This is a genomic window from Streptomyces sp. LaBMicrA B280 (genome assembly GCF_049222185.1).
Classification (GTDB): domain Bacteria; phylum Actinomycetota; class Actinomycetes; order Streptomycetales; family Streptomycetaceae; genus Streptomyces; species Streptomyces murinus.
Genome location: NZ_JBMJCT010000044.1, coordinates 294,459 through 312,926, shown reverse-complemented (window position 1 = coordinate 312,926; position 18,468 = coordinate 294,459). Strand labels below are relative to the sequence as shown.

The 18,468-nt window shown below is 73.2% G+C and carries 16 protein-coding genes; 9 read left to right on the top strand and 7 right to left on the bottom strand.

What is annotated here, in order from left to right; genetic code table 11:
• Positions 1 to 2 precede the first annotated feature (2 nt).
• From ACLF5H_RS29735 to ACLF5H_RS29720, 4 genes are all read right to left on the bottom strand, one after another.
• A complete protein-coding gene (locus ACLF5H_RS29735) occupies positions 3 to 2,441 on the bottom strand; it encodes a right-handed parallel beta-helix repeat-containing protein (protein WP_421679071.1) in 2,439 nt (812 codons plus the stop codon).
• 221 nt (positions 2,442 to 2,662) lie between these two features.
• Positions 2,663 to 3,265: a hypothetical protein gene (locus ACLF5H_RS29730; RefSeq protein ID WP_421679070.1), complete on the bottom strand. Its 603-nt coding sequence runs from the start codon at positions 3,263 to 3,265 to the stop codon at positions 2,663 to 2,665.
• A gap of 110 nt (positions 3,266 to 3,375) precedes the next feature.
• Positions 3,376 to 4,221 (bottom strand): MOSC domain-containing protein, encoded by an 846-nt coding sequence (locus ACLF5H_RS29725; protein ID WP_421679069.1) that lies wholly within the window; start codon positions 4,219 to 4,221, stop codon positions 3,376 to 3,378.
• 43 nt (positions 4,222 to 4,264) lie between these two features.
• Positions 4,265 to 4,705, bottom strand: a complete 441-nt coding sequence (locus ACLF5H_RS29720; protein ID WP_421679068.1) for a DUF6643 family protein — start codon at positions 4,703 to 4,705, stop codon at positions 4,265 to 4,267.
• Positions 4,706 to 5,010: 305 nt separating this feature from the next.
• Here ACLF5H_RS29720 and ACLF5H_RS29715 point away from each other — a divergent pair, with 305 nt between their 5' ends.
• A complete protein-coding gene (locus tag ACLF5H_RS29715) occupies positions 5,011 to 6,294 on the top strand; it encodes a TerD family protein (protein ID WP_421679159.1) in 1,284 nt (427 codons plus the stop codon).
• Position 6,295: 1 nt separating this feature from the next.
• On the opposite strand, the gene ACLF5H_RS29710 is transcribed toward ACLF5H_RS29715, so the two are convergent.
• Positions 6,296 to 7,489: a glycosyltransferase gene (locus ACLF5H_RS29710; RefSeq protein ID WP_421679067.1), complete on the bottom strand. Its 1,194-nt coding sequence runs from the start codon at positions 7,487 to 7,489 to the stop codon at positions 6,296 to 6,298.
• A 54-nt stretch (positions 7,490 to 7,543) separates the two neighbouring features.
• On the opposite strand from ACLF5H_RS29710, the gene ACLF5H_RS29705 reads away from it, so the two are divergent.
• From ACLF5H_RS29705 to ACLF5H_RS29685, 5 genes are all read left to right on the top strand, one after another.
• The gene (locus ACLF5H_RS29705) at positions 7,544 to 8,323 is read left to right on the top strand and encodes a glutamate racemase (RefSeq protein ID WP_421679066.1); all 780 of its coding nucleotides are present in this window, start codon (positions 7,544 to 7,546) and stop codon (positions 8,321 to 8,323) included.
• Positions 8,324 to 8,429: 106 nt separating this feature from the next.
• A complete protein-coding gene (locus ACLF5H_RS29700; protein ID WP_421679065.1) occupies positions 8,430 to 8,975 on the top strand; it encodes a hypothetical protein in 546 nt (181 codons plus the stop codon).
• 244 nt (positions 8,976 to 9,219) lie between these two features.
• Positions 9,220 to 10,857, top strand: coding sequence for an apolipoprotein N-acyltransferase (lnt, locus tag ACLF5H_RS29695; RefSeq protein ID WP_421679064.1), 1,638 nt, complete (start codon positions 9,220 to 9,222; stop codon positions 10,855 to 10,857).
• A 54-nt stretch (positions 10,858 to 10,911) separates the two neighbouring features.
• Positions 10,912 to 11,391, top strand: a complete 480-nt coding sequence (locus ACLF5H_RS29690; protein ID WP_421679063.1) for an NUDIX hydrolase — start codon at positions 10,912 to 10,914, stop codon at positions 11,389 to 11,391.
• Between the two features lie 107 nt (positions 11,392 to 11,498).
• Positions 11,499 to 12,293, top strand: a complete 795-nt coding sequence (locus ACLF5H_RS29685) for a 3-hydroxybutyrate dehydrogenase (protein WP_421679062.1) — start codon at positions 11,499 to 11,501, stop codon at positions 12,291 to 12,293.
• Positions 12,294 to 12,299: 6 nt separating this feature from the next.
• Here the strand turns inward: ACLF5H_RS29685 and ACLF5H_RS29680 are convergent, their stop codons facing one another.
• Together ACLF5H_RS29680 and ACLF5H_RS29675 are read right to left on the bottom strand one after the other, a co-directional pair.
• Complete coding sequence (locus tag ACLF5H_RS29680) at positions 12,300 to 12,704, bottom strand: pyridoxamine 5'-phosphate oxidase family protein (protein WP_421679061.1); 405 nt, start codon at positions 12,702 to 12,704, stop codon at positions 12,300 to 12,302.
• 138 nt (positions 12,705 to 12,842) lie between these two features.
• Positions 12,843 to 14,432, bottom strand: a complete 1,590-nt coding sequence (locus tag ACLF5H_RS29675; protein ID WP_421679060.1) for an oleate hydratase — start codon at positions 14,430 to 14,432, stop codon at positions 12,843 to 12,845.
• Positions 14,433 to 14,784: 352 nt separating this feature from the next.
• On the opposite strand from ACLF5H_RS29675, the gene ACLF5H_RS29670 reads away from it, so the two are divergent.
• The 3 genes from ACLF5H_RS29670 to argF are packed head-to-tail and all read left to right on the top strand — an operon-like array spanning position 14,785 to position 18,468.
• A complete protein-coding gene (locus ACLF5H_RS29670; protein ID WP_421679158.1) occupies positions 14,785 to 16,179 on the top strand; it encodes an APC family permease in 1,395 nt (464 codons plus the stop codon).
• Between the two features lie 29 nt (positions 16,180 to 16,208).
• Complete coding sequence (locus ACLF5H_RS29665; protein WP_421679059.1) at positions 16,209 to 17,423, top strand: arginine deiminase; 1,215 nt, start codon at positions 16,209 to 16,211, stop codon at positions 17,421 to 17,423.
• A gap of 22 nt (positions 17,424 to 17,445) precedes the next feature.
• The gene (gene argF, locus ACLF5H_RS29660; protein WP_421679058.1) at positions 17,446 to 18,468 is read left to right on the top strand and encodes an ornithine carbamoyltransferase; all 1,023 of its coding nucleotides are present in this window, start codon (positions 17,446 to 17,448) and stop codon (positions 18,466 to 18,468) included.

Genomic DNA, 18,468 nt, shown 5'->3' with positions numbered 1-18,468 from the left:
GCTCAGGGCAGTTCCGGCAGGTCCTCCGGATAGAGCAGGGTCAGATCGTCCGTGGTCGGGTCGGGGAGCTGGGCGACACGGCTCGCATGGCGTTCGACCATGGCCTCGAAGGTCTGGCGGGCGGTGCGGCCGTTGCCGAAGGCGGGGCCCTTGGGGAGGGCGGTGAAGTAGCCGACCAGGGCCTCGGCGGTGCCGGGCGCGAGCCGGTACTCGTGCTCGTCGGACTGCTGCTCCACGATCCGCAGCAGCTCCTGCGGGCCGTAGTCGCCGAAGGTGATGGTGCGGGAGAAACGGGAGGCCACACCGGGGTTGACGGACAGGAAGCGCTCCATCTCCGCCGTGTACCCGGCGACGATCACCACCACCGCGTCCCGCTGGTCCTCCATCAGCTTCACCAGCGTGTCGATGGCCTCCTTGCCGAAGTCACGCCCGGCGTCCTGTGGCGAGAGCGCGTACGCCTCGTCGATGAACAGCACCCCGCCGTGCGCCCGTTGGAACGCCTCCTGGGTGCGGATCGCGGTGGAACCGATGTGCTCGCCGACCAGGTCGACCCGGGACACCTCGACCAGATGGCCCTTGTCCAGCACGCCGAGGGAGGCGAGGATCTCACCGTAGAGCCGGGCGACCGTCGTCTTGCCGGTGCCGGGGGAACCGGTGAAGACCAGATGCCGTTTGACGGACGCGGCCTTCAGACCCGCCCGCTGCCGGCGCCGGCCCACCTCGATCATGTCGGTCAGCGCCCGCACCTCGCGCTTGACGCTCTCCAGGCCCACCAGCGCGTCGAGTTCACCGAGCACGTCCTTCGACGTACGCGGCGGCTCCACCGGCTCCGCCGCGGCGAGCGACGGCTCCTGCTCGGTGCTGCGCTGCCCGGGGATCGAGCCGAGCAGCCCGGGGGAGTGCGACACCGTCTGCACGGCCGTCTCCCGCGTCGCCGGGGGCCGCAGGCTGCCGCTCTCGTCGCTGGTGCAGTCCTCCACCACAGGACCCGAACCCGAACCGGCGTCCGCGCCGCCCTCGGCGAACTCGTAACCCCCGCGCGCACAGCGCTCGGTGCGGCACTTGCGCAGCGTGGTGCGGCAGCCGTCGATCACATGGAAGCCGTAGCCGCCGCTCCCGCTGACCCGGCAGTTCAGGAAGCTGCCCCGGCCGCCCGCGGAGACGTAGAAACCGGCCTCGGCGGGGGAGTCGACGGTGCAGCGCTCGATGGTCGGGTCGGCGCCCTTGGTGACGATCACACCGGTCTGGGTGCCGTCCACGGTGCAGTTGTTGAGGGTGCCGCCGCTGCCGTGGTCCCGGAACCAGGCGCCGGTCGCCGTGTCCCGGATCCGGCAGTCGTCCAGCTGCGCGGTCGCCCCGTCGCTCACCGACACGGCCGTGTTGCGCACCTGGGACAGATCGCTGTCCACCACGTCCACCCGCGAACCGCGGTCCAGCACGAACAGCGCGTCCGGCACATCGTGCACCCGGCAGGAGTCCAGCACCGCGGTGGCGCCGTCGCTCACCCACACCGCCGGGTAGTCACCGGTGCTGTCGAAGATCTCGCACTGGTTGGCGTCCACCCGGGTGCCCGGGTCCCACACCGACAGCCCGTTGCGCCCGAACTGCCGGACCGTCGTCCGGGTCAGCGTGAGCACCGAACGCGAGCGCAGATCGACCGCGTTCTCCGGGATGTCGTGGATCCGGCAGTCCTCCAGCGTGAGCACCGCGTCCGTGTCCAGCGTGACGCCGTCGGCGGTGGTGCGGTGCACATCGCAGTCGGTCAGCTGCGCGGTCGCCCGCTGGCTGACCTGCACCCCGGAGCCGCGGACCTCGTAGATCTCGCAACCGACCGCCTCCAGCGCGGAGTTCTCCCCGGTCACGGTGAACCCGGTGCCCGAGGCGTGGTGCACCCGGCAGCGGTCCAGGCGCGGACGGCCGCCGCCGCGCACCGCCACGCCCGCCTGTCCGGCCGCCACGATCTCGCACTCCTCGAACACCCCGCTGCCGCCGTCGAGTACGGCGATGCCGATACCGGCCGGGTTGTCCACGGTGATCCGGCGCACGGTCGGACGGGCCGCGCCGCGCACCTCCACGCCGACGGCCGAGCGGGTCACGATCCGCACATCCATCAGCTCGGGCGTGCCCTCCTCGACCAGCAGCGCGGGCGCCGCCGCGTCCTGGCCCTCCACATGCAGGTCGTGTACCACGGCCGAGGCCCGCACGGTCAGCGGCACCCCGTCCACCGGCGCGATCCGTACCGAGCCGGGCGAGCCGTCCGGCCCGCGGAGGGTCACCGCCCGCTGGATCACCAGGTTCTCCCGGTAGGTGCCGGGGGCGATGGTGAGGACGTCGCCGTCGGCGGCGGCCTCCAGGGCGGCGGCGAGCGATGCGTACTCACCCGTGCGGCGCCGCCACCGCGAGGTGCCGGTGTGCGTCACCTGGACCGTGCCCTGTGCCATGGCGTTGCTGTGCCCCCACCTCGTCGTACTGATGGCCGACGCCCCGTACGGGCGGCGCTGCCGGGTCCGTGAGCGTGCCCGGCCCCTGGGCCTGTCCGTTCGCGTCCCGCGTACCTGCGAGTCCCTGACGTGCGTCCGTCTACGGGTTGTCGCCGAAAGCGCTTCGGCCGGTCCACCGTAGCGTGTGCGCCCGGGGTGGGTTGACCACAGGCCGCCCGCGGTCAGCTGCCGGTGCCCGCCTTGCCCCAGTCCGGGCCCGCCCGGTCCCAGGCCTGCTCCCAGCGTGCGTACCGGCGGCGGACCAGGCGCCAGACGGTGAGCCGCCGGACGGTCTCGACCAGGCCCGCGGTCAGCAGGGCGGCGCCGAATCCGGCCAGGACGGCGTGGGCCGCCGCCGTGACGGAGTCCAGCGGGCGGGTCGTTATTCGGCCCTGCGGATCCGTCCAGAGCCCGAAGTGGTCCCCGGCACGCGGGGACTTGAGGTCGGCGAGGACCGGGCCGCGGTGCGCGGTGCCGTCCGCCGCGGACCAGTCGGCGAGGACGCGGCTGCGGGCCTCGTGCGCCCCGGCGGAGTCGGGATCGCCGTCGGGGGCCCGGCCCAGCGGCCGTACCACGGTGGCCGTGACCAGATGGTGGGTGTGCTGTTCCACCCGCGCGGCACGCTGGAGCGAGTCCTCGGCGACGAAGCCGACCAGCGCGCCGGTCACCGGCGCCACCACGGCGATCAGCATCAGCGCCACCAGCGCCACCCACGCCTCGGCCAGATCGGTCGCGCGGCACAGCGGATTGCGTCTCCAGCGCCACAGACCCGTGACTGCCCGCATCTCCCCACCCCCCACGTCCCCCGCGGCCGGTCACGGCCGCGACGTCTCACGCCTTTCTCATGTCACCCCAACGACCGGCAACGCCCCCGGGGTTCCCGGGTCCGCCGATCTCAGGCCGGCCCGCTCCCGCCCCGCTCCAGCACCCGGACCGGATCGCCGACCCGGACGGTCCCGCGCGTGAGCGGAACGAGGTTCTGCCCGAAGACGAGGCTCCCGCCGAACCTGCGGTGCCGGGCCAGGGTGTACAGCGGCTCCCGGCCGCGCGCGGCGGTGCCCTGGTCGGTGGTGGTCACCACACAGCGCCCACAGGTGCGCGCCACACGAAAGACGACCTCGCCGACGGAGATGCGCGCCCACGCGTCCTCCGCCCACGCCTCGGTGCCACGGACCACGATGCTGGGCCGGAACCGGTTCATGGGCAGCGGCCCCTCGGCGGCGTGCCGGCCCTGGGCTATCAGGGAGTTGAGGGCGTCCAGCGAGGCCGAGGTGGTGACGAGCAGGGGATAGCCGTCGGCGAAGCTGACCGTCTCGCCCGGCAGCGCGTAGTCCGGGTCGACGGGGCGGCGGGTGGCCGGGTCGTCCAGATGCACCAGGCGCACGTCCCGGTCGAGATAGGCGCTGCACCAGGCGTGTGCCGCCGCCGCGGCCGGTACCGCCTCCATCTTCTGCCCGAAGATGTTCACCGGCACGGTGTCCGAGGGCTCCGGCACCTCGACGGTGATCGCCGATCGCCCGGCCGCCGACAGACGCAGACCGCCGCCGGCCAGGGGCTCGGCGGCGGCCAGAGCGAGACGTGGCTGCTCCCGCTGGGTGACGACCTTTCCCCCGGCGTCGATCAGTGCCCAGCGCCGGTCTCCGGCGAGTCCCCACGGCTCCACCGCGGCCGCGTCGGCCGCGAGGCCCTGGAACGCCTTGACCGGGTAGAGGTGGATCGACTGCACTTCGGCGAGTTCCATGTCGCCATCGTGCCAGGTGCCACCGACAGCGGGGGCGCTTCGATCAGTAACCCCGCTGCTGAGGGTTGTTGTACGGGTCCTGGTACGGCGTCTGCGCGGGTCGCGGCGCGGCCGGGCGCATCGCCTCGTAGCCGGTGCCGGGCGCCATCGGGCGCTGCTGCGGGGCCCCCGGGCCGGGGTAGCCGCGCGGGGCGCTCGCCTGCTGCGGGATGTACGCCGTGGGCGCCTGCTGGAACGGAGCGGGCTGTGCCTGCTGGGGATAGCCGTAGCCGAGGCCCTGGGGCTGCGGGGAGGGCGCGGCCGGGAGGGCGGGGAGGGCCGACGGCAGGGCGGGCAGGTTGCTGCCCATGTCGTAGGCGGCGGGGACCCGGATCGGGGCGATCTGCGGGGTTCCCCGCTCGGCCACGAGGGCGTCGTAGATCGGAGTGTCCCGGAAGGAGGCGGAGTAATAGCCGCCGCCATAGGTGGAGCGGGGGGAGGTCATGGCACATAAGTTAAGCCCACGATGTGCTGGTTGGGGAGACCGATAAGAGGGTTGTTTTCCGTGTCGGCGGTGACCGGGGATACTCAATCAGAGCGAACTTGTCGAAAAAGGGCAGCGGTTCACGTATAGATCATGTAAGGAACGGACTTCTCGGCCGGGTTACCGGCGGTCGACCGGCGATCTTCCTGCGTCTTTGCCCGCGCGGCCCAGGGGAGTTCGGCGGGGGCCGGGCATAGGTTGGGCATGCGGGGATGATCCGGACGTCCGCGGACACCGCGGGCGGGAGGCGAGGGGGCGACATGACGATGGCGAAGGGATCGAACACACCGGTTCCGGCCACCGCGCTGCGGGTCGAGCTGGGGCGGCGCCAGGGGCCCGGAGTGCCCGACGCGGACGCCTCCGCGCTGCTGCTCGCCGCCGGGAAGGTCCGCTCCGACGCTGACTTCGTCTTCTACAACCAGCCCGTCCACCCCTCGGGCGCGGTGCGCCACGAGGGCAAGCGGACCGAGGGCGCGCTCGCCGTCGACACCCTGGCCGTGGACCTGGCGCGGGTGGAGGGCGCGATCGAGCGGATCGTCCTCGCCGCCTCGGCGGACGGTGGCACCTTCGGGCAGGTCCCGGACCTGTACATCGAGGTGACCGACCCCGCGTCCGGCCAGGTCGTCGCCCGCTTCGACAGCCCGGGCGCGACCGTGGAGACCGCCTTCCTGCTCGGCGAGTTCTACCGCCGCCAGGGCGGCTGGCGGTTCCGCGCCGTCGGCCAGGGCTACGCCGGCGGACTCGAGGGCCTCGCCACGGAGTTCGGCATCACCGTGGACGAGCCGCAGCACCCGGCACCCCCGCCGCCGGACGTACCACCCCCGCCCGCACCGGTCTCTCTCGCCGACGCGCCGCCCCCGCCCGCCTGGGCCCGCGGGAGCGACGTGCCGCCGCCCCCGCCACCCGCCGCACCCCCCGTCCGCCTCGCGAAAGTCACCCTCACCAAGGCCGCCCCCGCCGTCTCGCTGGCGAAGCAGGGCGGCACCTCGGGCGTCCTGCGGGTGAACCTCAACTGGCGGATGCGCAAACAGCTTTCGGGCTGGGGCGCCCGCTGGGGCGACGGCGGAGCCGGGGACCTCGACCTCGACCTGTGCGCCCTGTACGAACTCGCCGACGGCCGCAAGGGCGTCGTCCAGGCGCTCGGCAACTCCTTCGGATCGCTGCACCGGCCGCCGTACATCCATCTCGACGGCGACGACCGCACCGGCGCCGCGGCGAGCGGCGAGAACCTCACCGTCAACCTCGACCACCTGGCGGACCTGCACCGCGTCCTCGTCTTCGTCACCGTCTACGAGGGCGCGTCGTCCTTCGCCGGACTGCACGCCACCGTCACCCTCCAGCCGCAGTACGGCGCCCCCGTCGACTTCGCGCTGGACGAGTGCACGGCCCCCTCCACGGTGTGCGCGCTCGCCCTGATCACCAACACGGGCGGCGATCTCGTCGTCCGGCGCGAGGCCCGCTACCTCGTGCCGGAGCGCGGGGTGAGCCCGCAGCGGACCGTGGACCGCGCCTACGGCTGGGGCATGAACTGGACGCCCGGCCGCAAGTGACTCAGCCCTCGTCGGGAACCGTGCCGGGACGCGCGTACGTACGGCCCTTCCAGGCGGCCCCCCGCCCCCGGTGGTGCTGCACGGCCGAGTCCACCGTCATCAGCAGATACAGGAACGCGGTGTACGGCAGCAGCGGGGCGAGCCACAGCGGCTGCCGGTAGTACCGCAGCATGGGCGCGTACGTGCCCGCCATCACCGCCCACGCCAGCGCGCCGACGACGGCCACCGGCGCGCTGCCCGCCGCCGCGCCCGCGACCACCGCCACCGGCGGCACCAGGTACACCAGCGCGAGCCCGGCCACCGTGCCGAGCAGCAGCGGCGGGCTGTGCCGCAGCTGGGCGTAGGCGCTGCGCGAGACCATCCGCCACAGGTCGCCCAGCCGCGGGTAGGGCCGCACGCTGTCCACCCGGTCGGCGAGGCCCAGCCAGACCCGGCCGCCCGCGGCCTTGACCGCGCGGGCGAGGGCGACGTCGTCGATGACCGCGTGCCGGATGGCGTCCGGGATCCGCGCCCGCTCCGCCATGTCCGCGCGCAGCAGGACGCAGCCGCCCGCCGCGGCCGCCGTACGCGAACCCTCGCGGCCGATCCACCGGAAGGGATACAGCTGCGCGAAGAAGTACACGAACGCCGGGACCACCAGCCGCTCCCAGCGGCTCGCCACCCGCAGCCGGGCCATCTGCGAGAGCACGTCGAAGCCGCCGCCATGGGCCGCCGCGACCAGTTCCCGCAGGCTCTCCGGGGCGTGCGCGATGTCCGCGTCCGTCAGCAGCAGGTACTCCGGCTCGCGCGCGCGGGCCAGCGCGATGCCGTGCCGCACCGCCCACAGCTTGCCCGTCCAGCCCGCGGGCGGCTCGCCCGGCGAGCCCACCGTGAGCGGCAGCCCCCCGTGCCGCCTCGACAGCGCGCGGGCCAGCTCCCCGGTGCCGTCCGTGCTGCCGTCGTCCACCAGGAAGACCTCGGCCCGCCCCGGATAGTCCTGCGCGAGCAGCGACGGCAGGCTCGCGGGCAGCACTGCGGCCTCGTCGCGAGCCGGTACGACCACGCAGACCGACGGCCACGCCTCCGGCTCCCGGCGCGGCGGCAACCGGACGTCCGTGCGCCAGAAGAACCCCTGGCACAGCAGCAGCCAGCACCAGGCGGCCAGCGAGACGACGGTGATCCACAGGAAGGCGCTCACGGGCGCAGTCTGCCCCACCCGGGCCGTTCACATGAGCGGATCGTCTATCGTGGCCGGGTGAAGATCGCGCTCATGGACTCCGGAATCGGTTTGCTCGCGGCCACGGCCGCGGTACGACGCCTACGGCCCGACGCGGATCTCGTTCTCTCCCTGGACCCCGACGGCATGCCCTGGGGACCCCGCACCCCCGAGGACCTCACCCGGCGCGCGCTGGACGTCGCCGAGGCCGCCGCGGCCCGCCGTCCCGACGCGCTGATCGTCGGCTGCAACACGGCCAGCGTGCACGCCCTGCCCGCGCTGCGCGCCCGCCTGGAGCCCGGCATCCCGGTGATCGGCACCGTCCCGGCGATCAAGCCGGCCGCGGCCGGTGGCGGCCCCTTCGCGATCTGGGCGACCCCCGCCACCACCGGCAGCGCCTACCAGCGCGGACTCATCGCGGACTTCGCCGACGGCGTGCCGGTGACCGAGGTGCCCTGCTGGGGTCTCGCCGAGGCCATCGAACACGCGGACGAGGCGGCGATCGAGACGGCCGTCGCCGCGGCCGCCGCGCTGACACCGGCGGAGGTGACGACCGTCGTCCTCGGCTGCACCCACTACGAGCTGGTCGCCGAGCGCATCCGGACCGCCGTGCGGCGCCCCGGCGCGGCCCCGCTGGTCCTGCACGGCTCGGCCGGTGCGGTGGCCGCGCAGGCACTGCGCCGACTGGGCGAACTTCCCGCCTCGGGGGCGCCCGCCGAGGGCGGCCTCACGGTGCTGCTCAGCGGCCGCGAGGGCGAGCTGCCCGCGGCGGCGCTGCACTACGCCGAGGGACGGCTGCTGCCCGCGGTGGGACCGTTCGCCGACCGCCGCTGAACCCGTTCCGCCGCCCCGTCCCGTTTCCGTCGTCCAGGGCCGCACGGGGGCGGGCACGGGCCGAGAGACGGTACCCGCGCAGGGAATCCTGAGTAATGTCGTAGTCATGAGGGACCAGCCCCGTACCGAGGACGACGCCACCCCCGAGGTCTGGACCGGACGCGCCACCAACCGGGTGCAGTGGCTGCTGGCGCCGGCCGGGGCCGCCTGCCTGGCCCTGGGGATCAAGCTGGCCGTGGACTCCGCGTGGACGTCCGGGATCACCGCGCTGACGATGTCCGTGGTCGGCTGCATCGCGGCCGGACTGCTGGTCATCTTCGGCACCCTCGCCTTCGTCCATGTCGACCTCAGACTCGACCGGGAGTGCGTCGAGGTGCGCTGCGGCCACATCGGACTGCCGCGCCGCCGCATCCCGCTCTCCCATGTGGCGGGCGCCGACTTCACCGCCCTGGTGACCCCGCGGCAATGGGGCGGCTGGGGCTACCGCTGGCGCCCCGAGAAGGGCACCGCGGTCGTCGTACGCCGGGGCGAGGGCGTCGTGCTCAGCCTGTGGGACGGCCACACCTTCACCATCACCGTGGACAACGCGGAATCCGCCGTACGGGTGCTCAGGGCACGGCTGCGCTCGATCACCCCCGGGACGGCCGCGTAGCGGATCCCGGGCCGGTCCCGACAGCTTGCCCCGCACGGCCGGACGGCGTTCTTCGACCTGTCCGCCTCGCCCGAGGTGCGCACGGCGGCGCTCGCCCGGTTCGCGGACGCGCTGCCCGGCGACCCCGTGTGCCGAGCAGTGGTTCGGTGTCCGGTTCCCGGCCGCCGTACAGCCGGGTTGAGGCGGTGGGCGCCCGCCGACCGTGGCTGTCGGCGCCGAGGCCGGCGGCCGTACACTCACCCGGGTGACCGTCACCGCAACTTCCGTGGACCAGCCGGACCGGCTCCGGACGTCCCCCGCGCCCGGCGCATGGCGTCGCCGGCTGCCGCGCCTGGTCCCGGCCCTCGCCTCCGCCCTGTGCGGAGTGCTGCTCTACGTCAGCTTCCCGCCCCGCCCCCTGTGGTGGCTGGCGCTCCCCGCGTTCGCCGGGTTCGGCTGGGTGCTGCGGGGGCGCGGCTGGAAGGCGGCGCTCGGGCTCGGCTATCTCTTCGGCCTCGGCTTCCTGCTGCCCCTGCTGGTGTGGACCGGCGTGGAGGTCGGCTACCTGCCGTGGCTGGCCCTGGTCGCGGTGGAGGCCGTGTTCGTCGCCCTGGTCGGCGTGGGCGTCGCCGCCGTGTCCCGGCTGCCCGCCTGGCCGGTGTGGGCCGCGGCGATCTGGATCACCGGCGAGGCCGTAAGGGCGCGGATGCCCTTCGGGGGCTTCCCCTGGGGGAAGATCGCGTTCGGGCAGGCGGACGGCGTCTTCCTGCCGCTCGCCGCGGTCGGCGGCACCCCTGTCCTGGGCTTCGGGGTCGTGCTGTGCGGCTTCGGTCTGTACGAGGCGGCCCGCCTCGCCGCCGAAGGGCGCCGCTCGCGCTCCGTGCGCCGGGCCGCGGCCGCCGCCGCGCTGCTCAGCTCCGCGGCCGCCGCCGCGCTGCTCAGCGTGGCCGTGCCGGTGGCCGGCGCGTTCGCCGCGCGCGGCCTGGTCAGCGACAAGGCGGAGGACGGCACCAGGACGGTCGCCGTGATCCAGGGCAATGTGCCGCGCGAGGGCCTGGAGTTCAGCGCCCAGCGCCGCGCGGTGCTGGACCGCCATGTGAAGGAGACCCTCAAGCTCGCCGCCGACGTCAAGGCGGGCAAGGTCCCGAGGCCCGACTTCGTGCTCTGGCCGGAGAACTCCTCCGACCTCGACCCCTACAACGACCCCGACGCAGCCACCGTCATCGACGAGGCGTCGGCGGCCATCGGGGTGCCCATCTCGGTCGGCGCCGTCGTGGACAAGGACGGCAAGCAGCTCAACGAGCAGATCCTGTGGGACCCGGCCAAGGGCCCGACGCAGACGTACGACAAACGGCAGATCCAGCCGTTCGGCGAGTACATGCCGCTGCGCGGGTTCGTCGGGGCCATCAACAAGGACTGGACCACGATGCTCCGCCAGGACTTCAGCCGGGGCACCAAGCCGGGTGTGTTCGACATGGACGGCGCCAAGGTCGGGCTCGCCACCTGCTACGAGGCCGCCTTCGACTGGGACGTGCGGGACACCGTGACGCACGGCGCCGAGATGATCTCCGTGCCGAGCAACAACGCGACCTTCGACCGCAGCGAGATGACCTACCAGCAGCTCGCCATGTCCCGGGTCCGCGCCGTCGAGCACAGCCGCACCGTGACCGTCCCGGTGACCAGCGGCGTCAGCGCGATCATCATGCCGGACGGGAAGATCACCCAGCGGACCGGCATGTTCGTGCCCGCCTACCTGGAGCAGAAGGTGCCGCTGCGCACCTCCACCACGCCCGCGACCGACCTCGGCATCCTGCCCGAGATGGCGCTCGTGCTCGTCGCCGTGGGCGGCATCGGCTGGGCGATCGGGAGCGGGTCCCGGGCGCGCCGCGCGGGCGAGGTGTAGCACGGCGGCGACGCGGGGCCCAGGGGTGGGCGAGGCCCGGTTAGGGTCGCTCCCATGGCTACTCCTGACTTCATCCGCGCCCTGCGTGCCTCGGCCGGTCACCAGTTGCTCTGGCTGCCCGGGGTCACGGCGATCGTCTTCGACGACGCGGGCAGGGTGCTCCTCGGCCGGCGCACCGACACCCGGAAATGGTCGGTGATCGGCGGCATCCCGGAGCCGGGCGAGCAGCCCGCGGACTGCGCGGTGCGGGAGGTCTTCGAGGAGACGGCCGTACGGTGCCTGCCCGAGCGGGTCGTCCTGGTGCAGGCGCTCCAGCCGGTCACGTACGGCAACGGGGACGTCTGCCAGTACATGGACATCACCTTCCGCTGCCGGGCCGTGGGCGGCGAGGCCCGGGTCAACGACGACGAGTCGCTGGACGTCGACTGGTTCGCGGTGGACGCGCTGCCCGAACTGAACGAGTTCGCGCTCTCCCGGATCAAGCGGGCCATGGCCGAGGAGCCCACCTGGTTCGAACCGGCCACGCTCGGCTGACCCGGGCACGGCACGGCACGGCAGGGCACGGCACGGCACGGCACGGCACGGCACCCGTGGCCGAGACGCTCCCCGCCGCGGCCGGTGGCCTTCGTTAGGGTCGGCCCATGACCTCCCGCAGCCGGCCCCTCGCCCTCGATCTCGCCGGGCGCACCGCCCTCGTCACCGGTGCCGCGAGCGGAATCGGCCGTGCCTGCGCGCTGCGCCTCGCGGCGGCCGGGGCCCGGGTGAGAGCCGTCGACCGGGACGCGGCGGGGCTCGCCGGACTCGCCGAGGAGGCGCGGGGCCTTTCGGACCTCGCGGGCGCCGTCGTCCCGCACGTCCTCGACCTCACCGACCTGGACGCGGCCGAGGCGGCGGCCGCCGGCACCGATGTGCTGGTCAACAACGCGGGGCTGCAACTGGTGCGCCCCATCGAGGAGTTCCCGCCGGACGTCTTCCACACGGTGCTGACCGTGATGCTGGAGGCGCCCTTCCGCCTGGTGCGCGGCGCCCTGCCGCACATGTACGGGCAGGGCTGGGGCCGGATCGTCAACGTCTCCTCGGTGCACGGGCTGCGCGCCTCCGCGTTCAAGTCCGCGTACGTCGCCGCCAAGCACGGGCTGGAGGGCCTGTCCAAGACGGCCGCGCTGGAGGGCGCCGCGCACGGTGTCACCTCCAACTGCGTGAACCCGGCCTACGTCCGCACCCCCTTGGTGGAGAAGCAGATCGCCGACCAGGCGGCGGCCCACGGCATCCCCGAGGAACGGGTGCTGTCCGAGGTGCTGCTCAAGGACAGCGCGCTGCGGCGCCTGCTCGAACCGGAGGAGGTCGCCGAGGCCGTGGCCTACCTGTGCGGCCCCCAGGCGTCCTTCGTCACCGGTACGTCCCTGGTCCTGGACGGCGGCTGGACCGCCCACTGAGCACGCTCACGCGCCCGTCAGCTCACGCCCCGTGACCACCTCGGAGTCGATCCGCACCAGCACGTCGTCGCGGACCGGCATCCAGGAGTCCGGCCCGTCGAGGAGTTCCCGGCCGTCGGTGTCGGGCAGCAGCGTGGCGCGGCCGGTGACGACCACGCTCCAGCCGGAGCGGGTCGCCGCGTCGAACTCGTCCGCCTCGAAGGCGACCACGGCACCGTCGATGGCGCGCACGAGGTCCGAGCCCGCCGAGGTGCGCAGCAGCACGGAGGAGTCCGCGGCGAGGCAGAAATTGACGGGGAGGACCGCGGGGAGCGCCTGCCTGGTGTACACGACCCGGCCGACCGGCACCCCGGCCAGCAGGCGCAGACAGGTCCCCCGGTCGAGCGGGCGGAAGCCGTCGTTCTGGAGCACCGGTCCATCGTGCCCGTGCGTACCCGGCCGGGATAGGGCCGGTCGGCCCTTGTCCGTGCCTCGGTGGCCTCCCGCGCCGCCGAGGTCCCGTGCGCAGGGTGCCTCGGTGCCGCCCGGCCGGGTCCGCGCGGCCATGGCTCACACCAGCGCGGCCCGCAGCACACCGAAGGCGTCGCGCGGGTCGGCCAGGGCGTGGTGGATGCCGGGGATCTCGCGGTCGACGCCGAACAGCTCGTACACGGCGTGCATCGCGCCGCGCACCGAGTACTCGACGGTGAAGACGACGTCCTCCGGGACCTCGGTGTACTGCCCGAGGAAGGCGAAGTTCGCCGATCCGCGCGGGACCACCAGCGGCCGGTCGTCCACCGCGCGCGGCGCGAACTGGCTGGTGATGTAGGGCATCATGACCGGGACCACGGTCGTGGTCGCCGCCACGTCCTCCTCGATGTCCGACATGCCGAGGTGGCCGAGGAGTTCGGTCAGGATCTCGCGGCCGGTGCACTCGGCCATCGGCTTGCCGGTGAAGTCGCCGGGTTGGTCCGGGAAGAGGCCGTAGCCCCACAGCGTGTACACGTCCTCGGGCTGATCCGCGAAGTGCGGGGCGTGCGGGACCACCACGGACATCAGCCAGCCGGAGTCCGTGAAGGTCATCAGCGCGCCGGTGCCGGGCAGATTGCCCGACAGCTCCTCGATGCGGTGCAGCAGCCGCGGGGAGCGCAGGGTGAGCGTGAAGGACTCCCACTTCGCCTCGTCCACGTCGCCGCTGAACACCGCGGGCCGGCCGAAGTCGTCCGCCTTGGCCGCGACCGCCTCCCAGAGCCGCCAGCCGCCGTCGCGCTTGTCCCGCACCAGCTCGGGCGCCCGGTCGTCACCGCCGTACGCGGCGTCGGCGGTCATCGAGCCGAGGGTCAGGAACGCGTAGTCGTCGGGGCCGAGTTCACAGGTCTCCGGCACGCCCGCGCGCTCCAGGTGGAGCCGCCGCAGCCGTCGGGCACCCTGCTCGTCGGTGCCGAAGTCGGCGTCCGTGACCCGTACCCCGTGCTCGAAGCGCACCCCGCGGGCCTCCAGCCAGGCCCGCACCGGGCGGATGATCGAGTCGTACTGGTTGAGCTTGGTGCGGCGCACCCCGGACAGGGTGTGCAGGCGCGGGAACTCCTGGAGGAAGCGCAGGAGATAGCGGCGCAGTTCGATGGCGCTGTGCCAGTTCTGGAAGGCGAACGTGGTGCGCCACATCGTCCAGAAGTGGGTGCCGAAGAAGTGCGGGGAGAAGAAGTCCTCGATACGGCGGGCGCCGATCAGCCGCTCGGGCAGCATCAGCAGCCGCAGCAGTTCGAGCCGGTCATGGGTGTCGAGGCCGTAGTCGGCGGCGTCCAGGATCCGCGCGCCCGTGCCGATCAGCCGGGCCCTGGCCTCGGTGGGCCACTTCTCGTTGAAGTCGATGATCTCCTGGCGCACCGAGACCGTCTCGTCGTCCAGGGTCGGAATCGTCTCCAGCAGGTCCCACAGGCAGGTGTACGCCTCCTCCTCCAGCATCCGCCCGCCGCGGGTGACGTAGCCGGTGGGCTCCCCGCCGCCGTCCATGGAGCCGCCGGCCACCGGCAGCTCCTCCAGGACCCGGATGTTCTCGCCGGGAAGCCCTGCGTCGCGGACCAGGAAGACCGCCGCCGCGAGCGAGGCGATGCCCCCGCCGACGAGATGGACCCGGGACTGCCGCGGAGCGTCTGCCATGACGTTCCTCCGTTCTGTGCGCCCCGGCGGACCGGGGCGGCCGAAAGTGGTACGGCGTCCAGCCAACACCCCGGGTGCCCCGCGCGGCAGGGCCGTACGTCCCCGGCCGTGGGGCCCCTGGGTGCCCAAGTGGGGACCGGTTGCCGTACGGCGCGCACCCCGGTGACCAGCAGGATCGGTGGCGCACCAGCACCGGAGCCCGTCGAGGCGCACAAGGAGCACAGGTATGTCCACCACCACACGCGGCGGGGAAGACACCCGCGGCGGGGAAGAGTCCCGCGGCGCGGAGGAACCCGCTCCATCGGAACCCGCTCCACCGGCCGCCCTCGGGCTGCCCGCCGCCACCGCCCTGGTGATCGGCAGCATCATCGGCACCGGGGTCTTCGCGCTCCCCTCCGCGCTCGCCCCCTACGGGCCGATCGCCCTGGTGGCCTTCGGCGTCGTCACCCTGGGCGCGCTCGCGCTGGCGATGACCTTCAGCTCGCTGTCCGGGCGCGTCCCCGGCAGCGGCGGTCCCTACGTCTACGCCAGGGAGGCGTTCGGCGAGTTCGCCGGGTTCCTCAACGCGTGGTCGTACTGGATCACCGCGTGGGCCGGGAACGCCGCGATCGCGGTGGCCTGGGTCGGCTATGTCGAGGTGTTCGTCAACACCGGTCACCGCACCGGGATCTCCCTGCTCATCGCGCTCACGGGACTGTGGATACCGGCCGCGGTCAACCTCACCGGGGTGCGTAACACCGGCGCCTTCCAAGTGGTCACCACCGTACTGAAGTTCGTCCCGCTGGTCTTCATGGCCACCGTGGGACTGCTGTTCGTCAAGGCGGACAACTTCGGCCCGTTCAACGCCAGTCACCAGTCCGCGCCCGGCGCGATCTCGGCCGCCGCGGCCATCGCCCTGTTCAGCTATCTCGGCCTGGAGGCCGCCTCGGTCGTGGCCGGGCGGGTGCGCGAGCCGGGCCGCAATGTGCCGCGCGCCACCGTGTACGGCACCCTCGCGTGCGCCGTCATCTACATCCTCGGCACCCTCGCGGTCCTCGGCACCGTCCCGCACGGCCGACTGGGCTCCTCCACCGCGCCGTTCAGCGACGCGGCGAACAACATCTTCGGCGGCGGCTGGGCCGGCGACGCCGTCGCGGTCGCCGCCATCGTCTCCGGCATCGGCGCCCTGAACGGCTGGACCATGCTGTGCGCCGAGATGCCGTACGCCGCCGCCCGCGACGGACTCTTCCCCGGCGCCTTCGCCCGGCTGCGCGGCAAGAACGACGTACCGGTCTTCGGAATCCTGGCCCAGGCCGTACTGGCCTCGCTGATCACGGTGTTCAGCTACACCCGCTTCCAGGACGTCTTCACCAAGATCGTGCTGCTCAGCGTGCTCACCGCGGTCATCCCGTACCTCTTCTCCGCCGCCGCCCAGCTGTACTGGCTGCTGGTGCGCGGCCGAGCGAGCCTGAAGCCCGGACGCCTCGCCCGGGACACCGTCGTCGCCGCGCTCGCGATGGCCTTCTCCTACTGGTCGATCCAGGGCAGCGGCTACCAGACCGTCTACTACGGCCTGTTCGTGATCCTGCTCGGACTGCCCGTCTACATCTGGCTCAAGCGCGACCGCGGCGAGTACGGCGAGACGGTGCCGGCACCGGCCACGACGACGGAGGCCCGCGCCCCCGAGACACCCCCGGCCGACCGCGCCGCCCGGCGCCCCTGGGCCGACCGCGCGCACCGCCTCAACCCCCTGCGCCACCACCACTGATCCCACGGAACACCCCGAAGGACACCGCCATGACCACCTTCCACGTCGACTCCGAGGCCGGCCGGCTGCGCCAGGTCATCCTGCACCGGCCCGGACTCGAACTCTCCCGGCTCACCCCGCGCAACGTCGACGCGCTGCTCTTCGACGACATCCTGTGGGCCAAGCGGGCCCGCGAGGAGCACGACGCCTTCGCCCAGGCGCTGCGCGACCACGGCACCCGGGTGCACTACTTCACCGACCTGCTGGCCCAGAGCCTCGACGTCCCCGGCGCCCGCGACTGGCTTCTCGACCGCGTGGTGACCACCGCCACCGTCGGCCCCGCGCTCGTCGAGCCGGTGCGCGAACTGTGCGCGGGCATCGACGGCGCGACCCTCGCCGAGTACCTCATCGGCGGGCTGCTCAAGAGCGACCTGCCGCTCGCCAGCCCGCACAGCCTGGTCTGGAACGCCCTGGACGACGAGGAGTTCGCCCTCGCCCCGCTGCCCAACCACCTCTTCCCGCGCGACAACTCCTGCTGGATCTACGACCGGTTGTCCATCAACCCGATGGCCAAGGCGGCCCGGCGGCGCGAGAGCCTGCACGCCGAGACCATCTACCGGTTCCACCCGATGTTCGCCGCCCAGGCGCCCCAGCCGATCCTGGCCGGACCGGTGGGCACCCTGGAGGGCGGCGACGTCCATGTCCTCGGCAACGGCGCCGTCATGGTCGGCATGGGGGAGCGCACCACCGCCCAGGCCGTGGAGAACCTGGCCGCCCGGCTGTTCGCCGCGGGGACGGCCGCCAAGGTGATCGCCGTCCAACTCCCCGCCCAGCGCGCCTACATGCATCTGGACACCGTGCTCACCATGGTCGACCGGGACGCCTTCGTGGTCTACCCGGGCCTCGCCGACTCCCTGCGCTCATGGACCCTCACGCCCAGCGACGCCCGCCCGGTCCGCTTCGCGGTCACCCCGAACCCGGACCTCGCGACCGCCCTCGCCGAGGCACTCGACCTGGACAAGGTGCGGATGCTGTCCGCGCCGCAGGACATCCGGGGCGCCGAACGCGAACAGTGGGACGACGGCAGCAACTTCCTCGCCCTCGAACCCGGTGTCGTCGTCGGCTACGAGCGCAACGTCACCACCAACACCTATCTGCGCAAGCAGGGCATCGAGATCGTCACCGTCGCAGGCGCCGAACTCGGCCGCGGCCGCGGCGGCCCGCGCTGCATGAGCTGCCCGATCGAACGCGACCCGGTCGCCTGACACTTCCCCGAGGACACCAGAGATGACCATCGACCTGCGAGGCCGCTCCTACCTGAGCGAATTCGACTTCACCGCCGCCGAGATCGGCCACCTCCTCGATCTCGCCGCCGACCTCAAGACGGCCCGGCGGACCGGCGCCGAACACCCCCGGCTGACCGGCAGGCAGCTCGCGCTGATCTTCGAGAAGACCTCCACCCGCACCCGCTGCGCCTTCGAGGTCGCCGCCCGCGAGCAGGGCGCCGCCACCACCTACCTCGGCCCCGGCGACACCCACCTCGGCGGCAAGGAGTCCGTCGCCGACACCGCCCGCGTCCTCGGCCGGATGTTCGACGGCATCGAGTACCGGGGCTCCGCCCAGACCGTCGTCGCCGAACTCGCCGCGCACTCCGGCGTCCCCGTCTACAACGGCCTCACCGACACCGCGCACCCCACCCAGAGCCTGTGCGACGTGTTCACCATGCGCGAGCACAGCACCAAGCCGCTGTCCGAGATCGGTTACTGCTACCTCGGCGACGCCCGCAACAACATGGGCAACTCGCTGCTCTCCATGGGCGCCCTGCTCGGCATGGACATCCGGATCGCCGCGCCCCGCGCCCTGTGGCCCGCCCCCGACCTGGTCGCCGACTGCCGGGCGCGGGCCGAGCACAGCGGGGCCCGGATCACCCTCACCGAGGACGTCGAGACCGCCGTGCGCGGCGCCGACTTCCTGCACACCGATGTCTGGGTCTCCATGGGCGAGCCCGCCGAGACCTGGAAGGAACGCGTCGACCTGCTGCTGCCCTACCAGGTCAACGCCAAGACGCTGGCCGCGACCGGCAATCCCGGCGTCGCCTTCATGCACTGCCTGCCCTCCCTGCACGACGACCGCACCCGCCTCGGCCGTGAACTGCGCGACACCTACGGCCTGATGGGCCTCGAGGTCACCGACGAGGTGTTCTCCTCGCCCCGCTCGCTCGTCTTCGAGCAGGCGGAGAACCGGCTGCACACCATCAAGGCGGTCCTCGTCGCCACCCTGGCGGACCGGCCCGGCGCCGCGGAGGGCTGA

Excerpts from the sequence above, each read along its gene's own strand:
- ACLF5H_RS29735 (WP_421679071.1), bottom strand. The coding sequence starts at position 2,441 with ATGGCACAGGGCACGGTCCAGGTGACGCACACCGGCACCTCGCGGTGG.
- ACLF5H_RS29730 (WP_421679070.1), bottom strand. The coding sequence starts at position 3,265 with ATGCGGGCAGTCACGGGTCTGTGGCGCTGGAGACGCAATCCGCTGTGC.
- ACLF5H_RS29725 (WP_421679069.1), bottom strand. The coding sequence starts at position 4,221 with ATGGAACTCGCCGAAGTGCAGTCGATCCACCTCTACCCGGTCAAGGCG.
- ACLF5H_RS29720 (WP_421679068.1), bottom strand. The coding sequence starts at position 4,705 with ATGACCTCCCCCCGCTCCACCTATGGCGGCGGCTATTACTCCGCCTCC.
- ACLF5H_RS29715 (WP_421679159.1), top strand. The coding sequence starts at position 5,011 with ATGGCGAAGGGATCGAACACACCGGTTCCGGCCACCGCGCTGCGGGTC.
- ACLF5H_RS29705 (WP_421679066.1), top strand. The coding sequence starts at position 7,544 with ATGGACTCCGGAATCGGTTTGCTCGCGGCCACGGCCGCGGTACGACGC.
- ACLF5H_RS29700 (WP_421679065.1), top strand. The coding sequence starts at position 8,430 with ATGAGGGACCAGCCCCGTACCGAGGACGACGCCACCCCCGAGGTCTGG.
- ACLF5H_RS29690 (WP_421679063.1), top strand. The coding sequence starts at position 10,912 with ATGGCTACTCCTGACTTCATCCGCGCCCTGCGTGCCTCGGCCGGTCAC.
- ACLF5H_RS29685 (WP_421679062.1), top strand. The coding sequence starts at position 11,499 with ATGACCTCCCGCAGCCGGCCCCTCGCCCTCGATCTCGCCGGGCGCACC.
- ACLF5H_RS29675 (WP_421679060.1), bottom strand. The coding sequence starts at position 14,432 with ATGGCAGACGCTCCGCGGCAGTCCCGGGTCCATCTCGTCGGCGGGGGC.
- ACLF5H_RS29665 (WP_421679059.1), top strand. The coding sequence starts at position 16,209 with ATGACCACCTTCCACGTCGACTCCGAGGCCGGCCGGCTGCGCCAGGTC.
- argF (WP_421679058.1), top strand. The coding sequence starts at position 17,446 with ATGACCATCGACCTGCGAGGCCGCTCCTACCTGAGCGAATTCGACTTC.